The organism is Serratia sp. CY33802 (assembly GCF_052169095.1).
In the GTDB taxonomy this organism is placed as follows: Bacteria; Pseudomonadota; Gammaproteobacteria; order Enterobacterales; family Enterobacteriaceae; genus Serratia; species Serratia bockelmannii.
Window position 1 is genome coordinate 68229 of sequence record NZ_JBJNLL010000002.1, and the last position, 13750, is coordinate 81978.

The window sequence follows — 13750 nt, forward strand, 5'->3', positions numbered from 1 at the left end:
GCGCCCCCGCGCGGGCTGAATTTTTCCGCCCCACTTCAACTGTCGTCACCTATCCTTAACTATGTTTTTCACCACCAGGCACGGCTCAAATTCCCTATCGGCGTAAATAGCGCCGGTCAAATTCGTTTTTTTATCCATCACAACTTGTAGAAAACTCCGCCATGAAAAAGACCAAAATTGTTTGTACCATCGGTCCAAAAACCGAATCGGAAGAAATGCTGACCAACCTGCTCAATGCGGGCATGAACGTGATGCGTCTCAACTTCTCTCACGGCGACTATGAAGAGCACGGCAACCGCATCAAGAACATGCGCGCCGTGATGGCGAAAACCGGTATCAACGCCGGCATCCTGCTGGATACCAAAGGCCCGGAAATTCGCACCATGAAATTGGAAGGCGGTAAAGACGCCTCGCTGGTCGCCGGCCAAACCTTCACCTTCACCACCGACCAGAGTGTGATCGGCAACAGCGATCGCGTAGCGGTCACCTACGCCGGCTTCGCCGCCGACCTGAAGATCGGTAACACCGTGCTGGTTGACGACGGCCTGATCGGCATGGAAGTCACCAACGTGACCGAGAACGAAGTCGTTTGTAAGGTGCTGAACAACGGCGATCTGGGCGAGAACAAAGGCGTCAACCTGCCGGGCGTGTCCATCCAGCTGCCTGCGCTGGCCGAAAAAGACAAACGCGACCTGATCTTCGGCTGCGAGCAAGGCGTCGACTTCGTGGCGGCGTCCTTCATCCGTAAACGTTCCGACGTGCTGGAGATCCGCGAGCACCTGAAAGCGCACGGCGGCGAGCAGATCCAGATCATCTCCAAGATCGAGAACCAGGAAGGCCTGAACAACTTCGACGAAATCCTCGAAGCGTCCGACGGCATCATGGTTGCCCGCGGCGATCTGGGCGTGGAGATCCCGGTCGAAGAAGTGATCTTCGCCCAGAAGATGATGATCGAAAAATGCAACCGTGCGCGTAAAGTGGTGATCACCGCCACCCAGATGCTCGATTCCATGATCAAAAACCCGCGCCCTACCCGTGCGGAAGCCGGCGACGTTGCCAACGCCATCCTGGACGGCACCGATGCTGTCATGCTGTCCGGCGAGAGCGCCAAGGGCAAATATCCGCTGGAAGCGGTCAACATCATGGCGACCATCTGCGAGCGCACCGATCGCGTGATGCCAAGCCGCATCGACTCCCTGAACGATCGCCGCAAGCTGCGCATCACCGAAGCGGTGTGCCGTGGCGCGGTTGAAACCGCCGAGAAACTGGACGCGCCGCTGATCGTCGTCGCCACCAGCGGCGGCAAGTCAGCGAAATCCGTGCGTAAATACTTCCCGAACGCGGTGATCCTGGCGCTGACCACCAATGAGACTACCGCGCATCAGCTGGTGCTGAGCAAGGGCGTCATCCCGCAGATGGTCAAGGAAATCGCTTCTACCGACGACTTCTACCGCATCGGTAAAGAAGCCGCGCTGGCCAGCGGCCTGGCGCAAAAAGGCGACGTCGTGGTGATGGTTTCCGGCGCGCTGGTGCCGAGCGGCACCACCAACACTGCCTCGGTACACGTGCTGTAATATAAAACGTGACATAATTGCCTTGATCAAAACGCCGCTTTGCGGCGTTTTTTTTATCAGCAGTAACCTATTTTTCTCAAAACGCAACCGCGGACCGCTCATTATTTAGCTAATAAAGAATCGGAGTAGTCCCATGGAAGCCGGCTGTTTTCCCTCGTTTTTTTAACTAATTTGTAAAACCAGATGCAAGTTTGAGCGAACGATCAAAATAAAGCACCTCAACACTAAAAAATTATTCTCTTTCGAAAAAAGTTTGTGTAATACTTGTAACGCTACATGGAGATTAACTCAATCTAGAGGGTGTTATAATGAATCGTACTAAACTGGTACTGGGCGCGGTAATCCTGGGTTCCACTCTGCTGGCTGGCTGCTCTAGCAACGCTAAAATCGATCAACTGTCTTCTGACGTTCAGACTCTGAACGCTAAAGTTGATCAGCTGAGCAACGACGTGAACGCAATGCGTTCTGACGTTCAAGCTGCTAAAGACGACGCAGCACGCGCTAACCAGCGTCTGGACAACCAAGCTCACGCTTACAAAAAGTAAGATAGCTTTGGTTATTGAAAACGGCGCACATTGTGCGCCGTTTTTTTTCGCCTGTATCCTGGACTGATTTTTCCTGCATAGCGGGCAAAAAAAGAGGTTCAGCACGCTGAACCCCTCTTCGACCGCTCAATCTTGCAAACTTAGTTCACCGAACTGATTGGCGCTGCCTTGAATGGGCTCTTATTCGCCGCAGGCGCCGCTGCAGGCGTTAAACTCACCTCAGACGGGCTCTCCCCTACGTTGACCAGCACCGGCATGCCAGAACGGCGTACAACCGCGCTATCGAACACGGCGCGATCGGTCTGACCATCCGCAGCAAAGGCTTTCTCCGCTTTAGACAACGCGATCGGCATGGTCTGCGGATCGTCGCTTTCTACCCGCGACAGCGGCTGGTGCACTTCCACATAGCGTTTGCCGTCCGGCTCAACCGAAATCTTCACCGGATCGTTGATCACCTGCACCCGTGTACCACGCGGCACCTGATTGAACAGCGCTTCGATGTCCGTCGGACGCAGGCGAATGCAGCCGGAGCTGACGCGCATGCCGATACCGAAGTTGGCGTTGGTGCCGTGGATCAGGTATTCACCGCGCCCCATCGCCAGACGCAGGGCGAACAGCCCCATCGGGTTCTCAGGCCCGGCCGGCACCACTGCAGGCAGCGTCACGCCCTGGGACTGATAGCGCTTGCGGATGTTGGCGGTGGGCGTCCAGGTCGGGTTAGGGATCTTCTGGCTGATGGAGGTCACTTCCAGCGGCGTGTGCATCCCGGTCTGGCCGATGCCGATCGGATAGACGATCACTTTGTTCTCGCCTTTCGGGTAGTAGTAAAGACGCAGCTCGGCCAGATTGACGATAATCCCTTCACGCTTAGTGTCAGGCAGCAGCATTTGGGTCGGAATGGTCAGTACCGTGCCTGGCTTGGGCAGGAACGGGTCGGTGCCAGGGTTGGCTTCCAGCATGCCCAGCAGGCCAATCTTGTAGTCGGCGGCGATCGCCTCCAGCGGACGGCCGTCGTTTGGCACGGTATAAGTGGTGTTTTCACCGATCAGACGGCTGTCTGGCGGCGGCAGCGGGTACTCGGTCGCACTGGCGGCCTGCGTGCCGGCCAGTACGGTGGCGAAGACCATGCCCATTAAACTCAACGCACGTTTCATTATCATCCCTATATTTTTTATGACGGTTCGCCCCCAAGGCTAACGAGCGCCCGACGGTGGGTAAATCAGACAATACCTGATTAATACTAGCAACGCTGGCATCAAAGGCAATAAGTTCTCTAAAAATCAACACGTTATAACGTAATCACCATCGTTGATTGTCAACGAAACGTCAATAGGTAAGCTGCTGAAATATCACTGAATTGGGGGATGGTTCCTGGGGAAAACAACGGATTGTAAAGACTCATTGACAAAGCGAATATATCAATGAGCCTTGAGGAGAAAGGCGTTAAGGATCAGGCCAGCTGCGCCGCTTTACTGCGAATGGCACGGATCATCGCCTCCAGCCCCTGCGAGCGTGAAGGCGTCAGATGTTGGCTGAGCGCCAGTTCGCCGAAAAACGGCCGCACATCGAGATCGACGATCTGTTGTGGCGTTAATTGACGATAAAGAATAAACACCACCGCCAGCAGCCCTTTGACGATCGCCGCATCGCTGTCGCCGTGAAACTCGACCTGCCCCTGCTCATCGAGACGCATCACGATCCACACCTGGCTCTGACAGCCGGAAATCAGGTTGCCGGCCTGCCGCTCGGCCTCGTCCAGCGGCGGCAACTTGGCGCCAAGTTCAATCACGTACAGGTATTTCTCCTCCCAGTTCAGACAGCGGGAGAAATTACGCACCAATTTATCTTTGTCCGGCAAATTCGCCATGGGGATCCTTTTGTACCGCCGGGGACGCGCCCCGGCCTAACCTAATAGCTGATGAATGCGTTGCAGCCCGGCCACCAGCCGGTCCACCTCTTCGCGGGTATTATATAACGCCAGCGAAGCGCGGCACATGCTCGGCACCTGATAAAACGCCATCAGTGGCATGGCGCAGTGATGGCCGGTGCGAATGGCGATGCCATACTGATCGAGGAAGCTGCCGACGTCATAGGCGTGGTGTTCTCCCAAATTAAAGGCGATCACCCCGGCCCGATGTGCCGGACCATAGATTTTCAGCGTCGGCACCTGCGTGAGCGCCTCGAGCGCGTAGTGCATCAGCGACTGTTCATAATCGTGGATCGCATTCAAACCCAGGGCTTCGACGTAATCGAACGCCGCCCCCAGCCCCATGATGCCGGCGGTGTTCGGCGAACCCGCCTCGAAGCGCCACGGCGGATCGGCGAAGGTGGTGCCCGCCGTCAGGCTGACCTGGCGGATCATCGAGCCGCCCCCTTCCCACGGTGGCATCTGCTGCAGCAGCGCCTGGCGGCCATACAGCATGCCGATACCGGAAGGGCCGTACAGCTTGTGGCCGGAAAACACGTAAAAATCGCAGTCTAGCGCCTGGACATCGACGCGCTGGTGCATCACCGCCTGCGCGCCGTCCACCAGCACCGTCAGATCCGGCGCCAGGCCTCTGGCGCGGGCGATGATGTCGCGCACCGGGTTGACGGTGCCCAGCACATTGGAGACCTCGGTCAGCGCCAGCAGTTTGCAGGACGCGTCGACCAGCTCCGGCAACCGCGCCAAATCCAGCGTGCCGTCGGGCTGCAGCGGCCAAACCCGCAGCTGCAGCCCGCGCTCCTGCGCCAGCATCTGCCAGGGCACGATGTTGGCGTGGTGCTCCATCTCGGTGATGAGAATCGCATCGCCCGGCTGCAGCAGGTGGCGGCCAAAGCTGTTGGCCACTAGGTTGATGCCTTCGGTGGTGCCTTTGACAAACACCATCTCTTCCGCCGAGGCGGCGTTGATAAAGCGCGCCGCCTGTTCCCGCACCGCCTCCATCTGCTGAGTCGCCTCGGCGCTCAGGGTGTGGATGCCGCGATGCACCGCGGCATAGCCGTGGCGGTAGAACGCCAACTCGCGGTCGATCACCACCTGCGGTTTCTGCGCGCTGGCGGCGCTGTCGAGGTAGGCCAGCGGTTGGCCGTTCACCTCACGCGTCAGCAGTGGAAAATCGCTGCGCACGCGTTCAATCGGATAACTCATGCAGCCTCCCCCGGCAGGCGCTGGGCGATGCGCGCCAGCACCCGTTCCCGGATGGTGTCATTGGCGATGCCTTCGGTCAGCTCGGCGGCGAAGGCGAAGATGATCATCTGCTGCGCCGCGTGTTTGTCGATGCCGCGCGACTGCAGATAGAACAGCTGCTCTTCATCGATGCGCCCCACGGTGGCGCCGTGGCTGCATTTGACGTCGTCGGCGTAGATCTCCAGCTGCGGCTTGGTATCCACCTCCGCCACCTTCCCCAACAGCAGGTTATGGTTGGTCATCTGGCCGTCGGTTTTGATCGCGTGCTTGGCCACTTTGATCATGCCGTTGAACACCGCCTTGCCGCGATCGCTGACCACGGTTTTATGCAGCTGACGGCTCTCGCAATAACCTTTGTTGTGCTCCAGATAGGTGCGGGTATCGCAGATCTCTTTGCCCACCGGCAGCACCAGGCTGTTGATTACCAGGTTCGCGCCTTCGCCGTTCAGCTGCGCGCTGGTGTTGTGACGCGTCAGACCGGCGCCCAGCAGGAAGCTGTCGCTTTTCACCCGCGCGTCGCGGCCAATGACCAAATCGTTATGGGCAAAGTGGTAGCTTGGCTGGCTCTCAAACGCCAGCTTGCAGTGCAACAGCCCGGCGTTGTCCGCCACGTTGGCGGTCAGGCGTGCGCCGGTGAAGTGCGCGGCCTCGCCCAGGCTGACGTAGTGTTCGATCACTTCCGCCTCGGCCCCGCGCCCAATATCCAGATGATGGCGGTGATGCACGGTGTTCACTTCCCCGCTGGCGCCGCGTCCGCTGCTGATATGCAGCAGGTACAGCGGACGAGCCGGGGCCTTGCCGGCCGGCAGGCGAATCAGGCTGGTTTCCTGCGCCAGGCTTTCGGTCAGGTGCAGGAAAATTTCCGGTTGGATCGCCTCCGGCAGCGCCTGTGGCGTGCCGTAGGCGGTCAACTCGAACTGGTAATCACCCAGATCGTCATCGCTCAGCGCGGCGCTGTAGCGGCCGTCGATAAACACCAGCCGGCAGGCATCGATGCCGAGCGCCAGCGCCTCGAGCTGCTCTGCGCTCACCAATGCGGGCTGCGGCTCGAGGAACTGCTGCTCCAGCAGGCTCTCCAGCGGCGTGTATTTCCAGTTTTCATGCTTGCGCGTCGGCCAGCCGAGGCGCAGCGCCTGCTGCCAGTGCGCCAGCGCATGCGGCGAACGCTCGCCACCGCGGCCTTCGAACAGGCGATACAGCTGCTGCAGCGCGTTTGAATTACTGTTGGTCGGTAAGCCAGCCATAGCCCTGCTCCTCCAACTGTTTTACCAGCGAGAAATCGCCGGATTTGACGATGCGCCCCTGGGACAGCACGTGTACGTAATCCGGCTGGATGTAGTCCAGAATGCGCTGGTAGTGGGTGACGATGATAAAGGCGCGCTTGCCGTCCCGCAGCGAATTGACGCCGTTGGCGACGATCTTGAGCGCATCAATGTCCAGACCGGAGTCGGTTTCATCGAGAATGCACAGATCCGGCTCCAGCGCCGCCATCTGCAGAATGTCGTTGCGCTTTTTCTCACCGCCGGAAAAGCCGACGTTGACCGAACGGGTCAGCAGGTCGGCCGGCATGTCCAGCAGCGCGATTTTCTCTTCGATGAAATCGGCGAAGTCAAAGCGATCCAGCGGCTCCTGCTCGCGGTATTTGCGCACCGCGTTGACCGAGGTCTGCAGGAAGAAGTGGTTGCTGACGCCGGGGATCTCCACCGGGTACTGGAAGGCCAGAAACACGCCCTCGCCGGCGCGGTCTTCCGGATCAAGCTCCAGCAGATCCTTGCCCTTGAAGGTGACTTCCCCTTCGGTCACTTCGTACTCTTCACGCCCGGCCAGCGTGGCGGACAGCGTGCTCTTGCCCGAGCCGTTCGGCCCCATGATGGCATGCACTTCGCCCGGTTTGATCTCCAGATCCAATCCCTTGAGGATCTCGTTGCCTTCCACGCTGACTTTCAAATTCTTGATGCTTAACATGCTGTGTCCTCAGATAGCGCCGACGGCGCTAAAAATGCGGCGATTAACCCACGCTGTGTTCCAGGCTGATGGCCAGAAGTTTCTGCGCCTCGACGGCGAACTCCAGCGGCAGCTCGGAGAAAACGTCCTTGCAGAAACCGTTGACGATCATCGAAATGGCGTCATCCTCGCTGATGCCGCGCTGCAGGCAGTAGAACAGCTGGTCGTCGCCGATCTTCGAGGTGGTGGCTTCGTGCTCCAGCTGAGCGCTGTTGTTGCGCGCTTCAACGTAAGGGAACGTGTGGGCACCGCTGTCCGGCCCGATCAGCATCGAGTCGCACTGGGTAAAGTTACGGGCGTTTTCCGCCCCCGGCAGGATTTTCACCAGGCCGCGATAGGTGTTCTCGCTGTGGCCGGCGGAAATGCCTTTGGCGATGATGGTCGACTTGGTGTTTTTGCCGATGTGGATCATCTTGGTGCCGGTGTCCGCCTGCTGATGGCCGCTGGTCAGCGCCACCGAGAAGAATTCGCCGATCGAATTGTCGCCCTGCAGGATCACGCTCGGGTATTTCCAGGTGATGGCCGAGCCGGTTTCCGACTGGGTCCAGGACATTTTCGAGCCGGCGCCTTCGCACAGCGCGCGCTTGGTGACGAAGTTGAGGATACCGCCCTTGCTCTCACCGCCGGAGAACCAGTTCTGCACCGTCGAGTATTTCACTTCGGCGTCTTTATGCAGGATCACTTCCACCACCGCCGCGTGCAGCTGATAGCTATCGCGCACCGGGGCAGAACAGCCTTCGATATAGCTGACATAGCTGCCTTCGTCGGCGATCAGGATGGTGCGCTCGAACTGGCCGGTTTTGGCGGCGTTGATACGGAAATAGGTCGACAGCTCCATCGGGCAGCGCACGCCTTTCGGCACATAGACGAAGGTGCCGTCAGAGGCCACCGCGGCGTTCAGCGCAGCGAAGAAGTTATCGTTGGACGGCACTACGCGCCCCAGGTACTGACGCACCAGATCCGGGTATTCCTGAATCGCTTCGCCGAACGAGCAGAAGATCACCCCGCTCTCCGCCAGTTTTTCACGGTAAGTGGTAGCGACCGATACTGAGTCGAAGATGGCGTCCACCGCCACTTCGCTGCCCTCGCGCACCGGCACGCCGAGCTGATTGAACGCCAGCTCCACTTCGCTGGTCAGGTAATCTTTTTCCGTCGCCGCGCCCGGTTGCTGCTCGGCGCCGGGTTGCGAACCGCAGGCATCGTCGCAGCTGCCGCAGGACGGCGCCGAATAGTAACTGTAGTCCTGGTAGTTAAGGCGTTCGTAATTGGCCTTCAGCCAGTGCGGCTCTTCCATCTGCAGCCAGGCGCGGTAGGCCTCGAGGCGGAATTCCAGCATCCACTCGGGTTCGTTGCGCTTGGCCGAGATGGCGCGAACCACCTCTTCGTTGATGCCTTTGGCCAACTCATCGGTTGCCAGCTGGGTGAAGAAACCTTCTTTGTAGCGACCTTCGCTGACCCAAGCCTGCACTTCATTAGGCATTTCTACATTGCTTCGTGTCATGTTGATTGCATCGCTCAAACGCCAAAGCTCTCGCCGCACCCGCAGGCATGCTGAGCTTTAGGGTTGTTGAATTTGAATATCTGATTCAGCCCTTCGCGGACGTAATCTACCGTGGTGCCATCGATGAACGGCATGGCCTTCAGCGGCACATAGAGTTTGGCGCCGTCGCGCTCAAACAGCAGATCGTCATCGGCGGGTTCGCGGGTCAGATCCAGCACATAGGCAAAGCCGGCGCAGCCGGATTGTTTCACCCCTAGCTGCAGCCCTTTCACCTGCGGATCCTGCTGCATCAGTTTCGTTATTTGTCGTACGGCGCTGTCGCTGAGCGAAATGCCTTGCCAGACATTTTCATCCAGAGAAAAGGTGCCGACATTTTCCGTTTGCATAGGGTCTACCTCACACTCGTGTTTGGCCACAGCCAATCTGGGTTGCTTATATGTTAGTGATAACGATTATCACTTCAACCGTTTGTTTTGCGGGGGTATCCACCGCGAGCGCGGTTTTTCGCTGCGGCGTGCGGCAAGCCAGCGGGACATCCGTGGTGGCTTGCGGCATCTGGCGGCAAGGTGTGCATGCTATCCCTATGAATTTGTTCTTTATCCTGCATCACCGTACCGCACTCCCCGGTGGCCCGTCAGCGTTACAGTGCCGCGGTACACTGCCGATCTAAACATTCATAGAAAATACCTATTTCTGCATTCTGTCTGTCGTAAATGTGCGTTTATCGGCATTTCGTGGCGCGGCACCAGCGCGCGCCCCTCAGGTTAAAGTTTAGTCGCTCAGGATTAAATTGGGTCGTCGGCGGCCTTTTACACCCCCACGATGAAAAAACGCCGCGCCGGGGATTGATCGGCAACGCGGCAATTTATATGATAATGATTATCATTCAATTTGAATTTGAGCGCGAAGCCAATGACTCTTTCGATCAACGCATGGTTGCTGGGCAAGATTGATGACTACAAATTCAGCGTGCGCGACGCTACGGTGGACTTTTATATGGCCGAAGCGGCGCTGCGGCGCCCGGAATGCAATATCGACCACCTGAAGCGGTACAACAGCGTCAGCCTCACCATGGCCAATCTGTGCCTGGAGAACGGCGATGACGACAGCTACCTGCACGCGCTCAGCAAACTGCATAATCGGCTGATCGTCGAGATCAACAATCCGCAGCGCTGCCAGCTGTTTCGGGTGCAAAGCTACCACTTCGCCCGCCACACGCTGACGCTGATCTGCCAAAAATATGCAATGGAAGGCACCTGGGAGAAGGCGAACGCGTTTCAGAAGGACTTCGTCAAACGCGTACCGTTTCAGCTGTAAAGCGAAAGGCTCCGCAGGCCGGCAGCCTGCGGAAACCGGCGGGGATCAGTCGATGACCGCCGTGGTCAGACGCGAGGTGCAGCACAGCCGATCGCGCGCGTCGAAGATCTCGATTTGCCACACCTGATGGCGACGGCCGACGTGCAGTGCGCGACATACCCCGCGCACCTGGCCATCGAACACCGCGCGCAGGTGGTTGGCGTTGATCTCCAGCCCCACCACTTTCTGCTCGCCCTCACTGCACAGGTAACCGGCCATCGATCCCATCGATTCCGCCAGCACCACCGACGCCCCGCCGTGCAACAGCCCGAACGGCTGGCGGGTACGGCCATCGACCGGCATGGTGGCCTCGAGGAAATCCTCGCCCAATTGGGTAAACTCGATGCCCACATGGCTGACCATGCAGCCGTCGCCGGCGCGGTTCAGCTGCTCCAGCGATGTTTCACGTTTCCACAATTTCACTCAATCATCTCCAGAAGTGCCTGTAATGGGTGGCGCACGCCATTGCCCTCGATGCGTTTCACCTGACTGCGGCAGGAATAACCGGTCGCCAGGCAGCGCTGCCGCGGCAAACGCTGTAGCGTCGGGTGCCATGATAGCTCATAAATGCCGAGCGAGTTTTGCAGGTTCTTGGCTTCATGGCCGTAAGTCCCCGCCATGCCGCAGCAGCCGACGCTGACATTCTCCAGTTTGGCGCCGAAGCGGGCGAAGATCGCCGCCCACTGTTGGCCGCTGGCCGGCAGCGCGGTGGTTTCGGTGCAGTGACCGAACAGATACCAGGGCTCGCCGGTCGCCGGCTGTTCGGCGCGATCCGCGATCCTCTGCTGCAGCCATTCATGCACCAGTTGCACCTGGAAATCGCCGCGCTCGGCGCCGAGGATCTCGCGGTATTCGTCGCGGTAACACAGCACCAGCGCCGGATCGACGCCCACCAGCGGCATGCCGAGCTGGGCTACGCGGTTAAGAAAATCGGCGGTTTTGCGCGCGGTGCGGGCAAACCGCGTCAGGAAACCTTTCACATGCTGCGCCTTGCCGTTCGGCGAGAACGGCAGCAGCACCGGTTTATAACCGAGCTTCTCCACCAGCCGGACAAAGTCCGCCACCACTTTGGCGTCGTAATAGCTGGTGAACGGATCCTGGACGATCAGCACGTGTTCTGCGCGCTGCTCGGCGCTCAGCCCTTCCAGCTGCTCCAGCGTCAGCATGGTCGCACGGTGGCCGGACAGCTGTTGACGCAGCGTCGGGCTGGACAGCAGCGGCAGATCGACCATGCCGATGGCGTTGCGGCTCATTTCCCGCAGCCACGGCTGGCGGAAGAAGAAGTTGAACACCTTCGGCGCGCGGGCCATCAACGGGGTATAGCTCTCTACGCCGGCGACCATGTAGTCGCTCACCGGGCGCAGATAGCGGGTGTGGTAGAGCTGCAGGAAGCGCGAACGGAATCCCGGCACGTCAATCTTGATGGGGCACTGGGTGGAGCAGGCCTTGCAGGCCAGGCAGCCGGACATTGCCTCTTTCACTTCGTGCGAGAAGTCGTACTCCCCCTTGCCGGCATGCCAGCTGTTGCGGGTCTTTTCGATCAGGCCACGCAAGCTGAGACGCTGCTGCGGCAGCTGTTTCTCCAGCGCCAGCGGATCGACGCCCTGCTCGGCCAACAGACGCAGCCACTCACGCACCAGCGTCGCCCGCCCTTTTGGTGAATGAATGCGATTGCCGCTGATCTTCATCGACGGGCACATCGGGCTGCGCACGTCGAAGTTGAAGCACAGGCCGTTGCCGTTACACTCCAGCGCGCCGCGGAACGAGGTGCGCACCTCGACCGGTATCTGGCGATCGAAGGTGCCGCGTTTGACCGCGTCTACCTCCATCATCGGTGCATCTACCGCCAGTGGCGAACAGATCTTGCCCGGGTTCAAACGGTTATCCGGATCAAACGCCGCCTTGATGCGGCGTAGCTCTTCATACAGCGTTTCCCCGAAGAACTCAGGGCTGTACTCGGCACGGAAGCCCTTGCCGTGCTCCCCCCACAACAGACCGCCGTATTTGGCGGTCAGCGCCACCACCCGATCGGAGATCTGCTTCATCAGCACTTCCTGCTGCGGGTCGCACATGTCGAGCGCCGGGCGCACGTGCAACACCCCGGCGTCGACGTGGCCGAACATGCCGTAGCTCAGGTTGTGGTCGTCAAGCAGTTGACGGAATTCGACGATATAGTCCGCCAGGTGTTGCGGCGGCACACAGGTATCCTCGGCAAACGGAATCGGCTTGGCGCGCCCCTTGGCGTTGCCCAGCAGCCCGACCGCCTTCTTGCGCATGTTGTAAATGCGCTCGATGCCAGCCAGATCGCCGCAGATCTGGTACCCGATCACGCCGCCCTGCCGCTGCGCGATCAGTTCATCCAGCCGTTGGCACAGAGCCTCCATCTGGCCGTCGATCAGCGCCCGATCGTCGCCGGCGAACTCGACGATGTTCAGCCCGAGCATTTCTTTATCCGGCACGTCGGCGATCAGTTCGTTCACCGAGTGCCAAACAATGTCTTCACGCGCCAGATTCAGCACCTTGGAATCGATGGTTTCCACCGACAGCGCCTTGGCCTCGACCATAAAGGGCGCATTGCGCAGCGCCGAGTCAAAGGAGTCGTACTTCACGTTGACCAGGCGGCGCACTTTCGGCAGCGGCGTGATATCCAGCCGCGCCTCGGTGATAAACGCCAGCGTGCCTTCGGCGCCGGTCAGGATGCGCGTCAGATCGAAGGTTTGCAGATCGTCGCTCAGCACGTGGCGCAGATCGTAACCGGTGAGGAAGCGGTTGAGCTTGGGGAATTTCTCCAGGATCAATGCGCGCTGCTCACGGCAGCGATTGAGCACCGTGCGGTAGATGCGCCCTTCCGCGGTCTCTTCCAGAGCAATCGTTTCCGCCAGCGCCGTCGGCATGGCGCGGGTATCGATCATCTCGCCGCCCAGCAGCACCGCCCGTAAGCCCAACACGTGATCGGAGGTTTTGCCGTATACCAGCGAACCTTGGCCGGAGGCGTCGGTGTTGATCATGCCGCCCAGCGTGGCGCGGTTGCTGGTGGACAGTTCCGGCGAGAAGAAGTAGCCGAACGGCCGCAGGTATTGATTCAGCTGATCCTTGATCACGCCGGCTTCGACTTTCACCCATCCTTGTTCGACGTTGATCTCCAGAATGCGGTTCATATGGCGCGACATATCGACCACGATGCCGGTATTGAGCGACTGGCCGTTGGTGCCAGTGCCGCCGCCGCGCGGGCTGAAGGTCAGCGTATTGAATCGCTCTTCCCCGGCCAGACGCGCAATCAGCGCCACGTCAGCGGTGGAACGGGGGAACACCACCGCATCGGGCAACAGCTGATAGATACTGTTGTCGGTGGCCATCGTCAGGCGGTCGGCGTAGCTGGTGGCGGTATCGCCGTTGAATCCGTTTTGCTTCAGTGCTTCCAAAAAGTCGAGCACCCGTTGAACGAGGCCGGGCGCCTGAGAAATCTGTGGGATCATTCGCTTTTTTGACCCTGTCCGTCTATTTTTTATGCGCTGATGTACGCTGAATCGGGCCTTTAATTCAGACCCACCCTATTTTTTAGTGACACTAAAAACTAACATACTCGTTTAGTGAAGGCATT

At 59.2% G+C, this 13750-nt stretch carries 12 protein-coding genes; 3 read left to right on the forward strand and 9 right to left on the reverse strand.

The window, feature by feature from the left end; all coding sequences use genetic code 11:
- Positions 1 to 161 precede the first annotated feature (161 nt).
- Entirely contained in the window at positions 162 to 1574 is a 1413-nt protein-coding gene (pykF, locus tag ACJ8HA_RS06820) for a pyruvate kinase PykF (RefSeq protein WP_025302649.1), read from the forward strand.
- A 308-nt stretch (positions 1575 to 1882) separates the two neighbouring features.
- Positions 1883 to 2119, forward strand: a complete 237-nt coding sequence (locus tag ACJ8HA_RS06825; RefSeq protein ID WP_004931354.1) for a major outer membrane lipoprotein — start codon at positions 1883 to 1885, stop codon at positions 2117 to 2119.
- Positions 2120 to 2259: 140 nt separating this feature from the next.
- Here ACJ8HA_RS06825 and ACJ8HA_RS06830 read toward each other — a convergent pair whose 3' ends face one another.
- From ACJ8HA_RS06830 to sufA, 7 genes are all read right to left on the reverse strand, one after another.
- The gene (locus tag ACJ8HA_RS06830; RefSeq protein WP_025302648.1) at positions 2260 to 3273 is read right to left on the reverse strand and encodes a L,D-transpeptidase family protein; all 1014 of its coding nucleotides are present in this window, start codon (positions 3271 to 3273) and stop codon (positions 2260 to 2262) included.
- 296 nt (positions 3274 to 3569) lie between these two features.
- Positions 3570 to 3986, reverse strand: coding sequence for a cysteine desulfuration protein SufE (gene sufE, locus ACJ8HA_RS06835; protein ID WP_025302647.1), 417 nt, complete (start codon positions 3984 to 3986; stop codon positions 3570 to 3572).
- 36 nt (positions 3987 to 4022) lie between these two features.
- Positions 4023 to 5249 carry a cysteine desulfurase SufS gene (gene sufS / locus ACJ8HA_RS06840; protein WP_197770177.1) on the reverse strand — a complete coding sequence of 409 codons (1227 nt, stop codon included), beginning with the start codon at positions 5247 to 5249 and terminating at the stop codon, positions 4023 to 4025.
- Positions 5246 to 6532 carry a Fe-S cluster assembly protein SufD gene (gene sufD, locus ACJ8HA_RS06845; RefSeq protein WP_197812697.1) on the reverse strand — a complete coding sequence of 429 codons (1287 nt, stop codon included), beginning with the start codon at positions 6530 to 6532 and terminating at the stop codon, positions 5246 to 5248. The genes sufS and sufD overlap by 4 nt, the downstream gene beginning before the upstream one ends.
- Complete coding sequence (sufC, locus tag ACJ8HA_RS06850) at positions 6507 to 7253, reverse strand: Fe-S cluster assembly ATPase SufC (protein ID WP_016927936.1); 747 nt, start codon at positions 7251 to 7253, stop codon at positions 6507 to 6509. Before sufC ends, sufD begins: the two co-directional genes overlap by 26 nt.
- Positions 7254 to 7296: 43 nt before the next feature.
- Entirely contained in the window at positions 7297 to 8793 is a 1497-nt protein-coding gene (gene sufB / locus ACJ8HA_RS06855; protein WP_025302644.1) for a Fe-S cluster assembly protein SufB, read from the reverse strand.
- A gap of 14 nt (positions 8794 to 8807) precedes the next feature.
- Positions 8808 to 9179 (reverse strand): Fe-S cluster assembly scaffold SufA, encoded by a 372-nt coding sequence (gene sufA, locus ACJ8HA_RS06860; protein ID WP_004931368.1) that lies wholly within the window; start codon positions 9177 to 9179, stop codon positions 8808 to 8810.
- A 526-nt stretch (positions 9180 to 9705) separates the two neighbouring features.
- Here sufA and ACJ8HA_RS06865 point away from each other — a divergent pair.
- Complete coding sequence (locus ACJ8HA_RS06865; protein WP_004931369.1) at positions 9706 to 10110, forward strand: hypothetical protein; 405 nt, start codon at positions 9706 to 9708, stop codon at positions 10108 to 10110.
- A gap of 45 nt (positions 10111 to 10155) precedes the next feature.
- Here the strand turns inward: ACJ8HA_RS06865 and menI are convergent, their stop codons facing one another.
- Together menI and ydiJ are read right to left on the reverse strand one after the other, a co-directional pair.
- On the reverse strand, positions 10156 to 10572 hold the full coding sequence (menI, locus tag ACJ8HA_RS06870) for a 1,4-dihydroxy-2-naphthoyl-CoA hydrolase (RefSeq protein ID WP_016927938.1): 417 nt from the start codon (positions 10570 to 10572) through the stop codon (positions 10156 to 10158).
- Positions 10569 to 13625: a D-2-hydroxyglutarate dehydrogenase YdiJ gene (gene ydiJ, locus ACJ8HA_RS06875; protein ID WP_169540727.1), complete on the reverse strand. Its 3057-nt coding sequence runs from the start codon at positions 13623 to 13625 to the stop codon at positions 10569 to 10571. The genes menI and ydiJ overlap by 4 nt, the downstream gene beginning before the upstream one ends.
- Positions 13626 to 13750: the final 125 nt, after the last annotated feature.

What these genes read in the sequence shown, in the direction of transcription:
- pykF (WP_025302649.1), top strand. Translation starts at nt 162, where the DNA reads ATGAAAAAGACCAAAATTGTTTGTACCATCGGTCCAAAAACCGAATCG.
- ACJ8HA_RS06825 (WP_004931354.1), top strand. Translation starts at nt 1,883, where the DNA reads ATGAATCGTACTAAACTGGTACTGGGCGCGGTAATCCTGGGTTCCACT.
- ACJ8HA_RS06830 (WP_025302648.1), bottom strand. Translation starts at nt 3,273, where the DNA reads ATGAAACGTGCGTTGAGTTTAATGGGCATGGTCTTCGCCACCGTACTG.
- sufE (WP_025302647.1), bottom strand. Translation starts at nt 3,986, where the DNA reads ATGGCGAATTTGCCGGACAAAGATAAATTGGTGCGTAATTTCTCCCGC.
- sufS (WP_197770177.1), bottom strand. Translation starts at nt 5,249, where the DNA reads ATGAGTTATCCGATTGAACGCGTGCGCAGCGATTTTCCACTGCTGACG.
- sufD (WP_197812697.1), bottom strand. Translation starts at nt 6,532, where the DNA reads ATGGCTGGCTTACCGACCAACAGTAATTCAAACGCGCTGCAGCAGCTG.
- sufC (WP_016927936.1), bottom strand. Translation starts at nt 7,253, where the DNA reads ATGTTAAGCATCAAGAATTTGAAAGTCAGCGTGGAAGGCAACGAGATC.
- sufB (WP_025302644.1), bottom strand. Translation starts at nt 8,793, where the DNA reads ATGACACGAAGCAATGTAGAAATGCCTAATGAAGTGCAGGCTTGGGTC.
- sufA (WP_004931368.1), bottom strand. Translation starts at nt 9,179, where the DNA reads ATGCAAACGGAAAATGTCGGCACCTTTTCTCTGGATGAAAATGTCTGG.
- ACJ8HA_RS06865 (WP_004931369.1), top strand. Translation starts at nt 9,706, where the DNA reads ATGACTCTTTCGATCAACGCATGGTTGCTGGGCAAGATTGATGACTAC.
- ydiJ (WP_169540727.1), bottom strand. Translation starts at nt 13,625, where the DNA reads ATGATCCCACAGATTTCTCAGGCGCCCGGCCTCGTTCAACGGGTGCTC.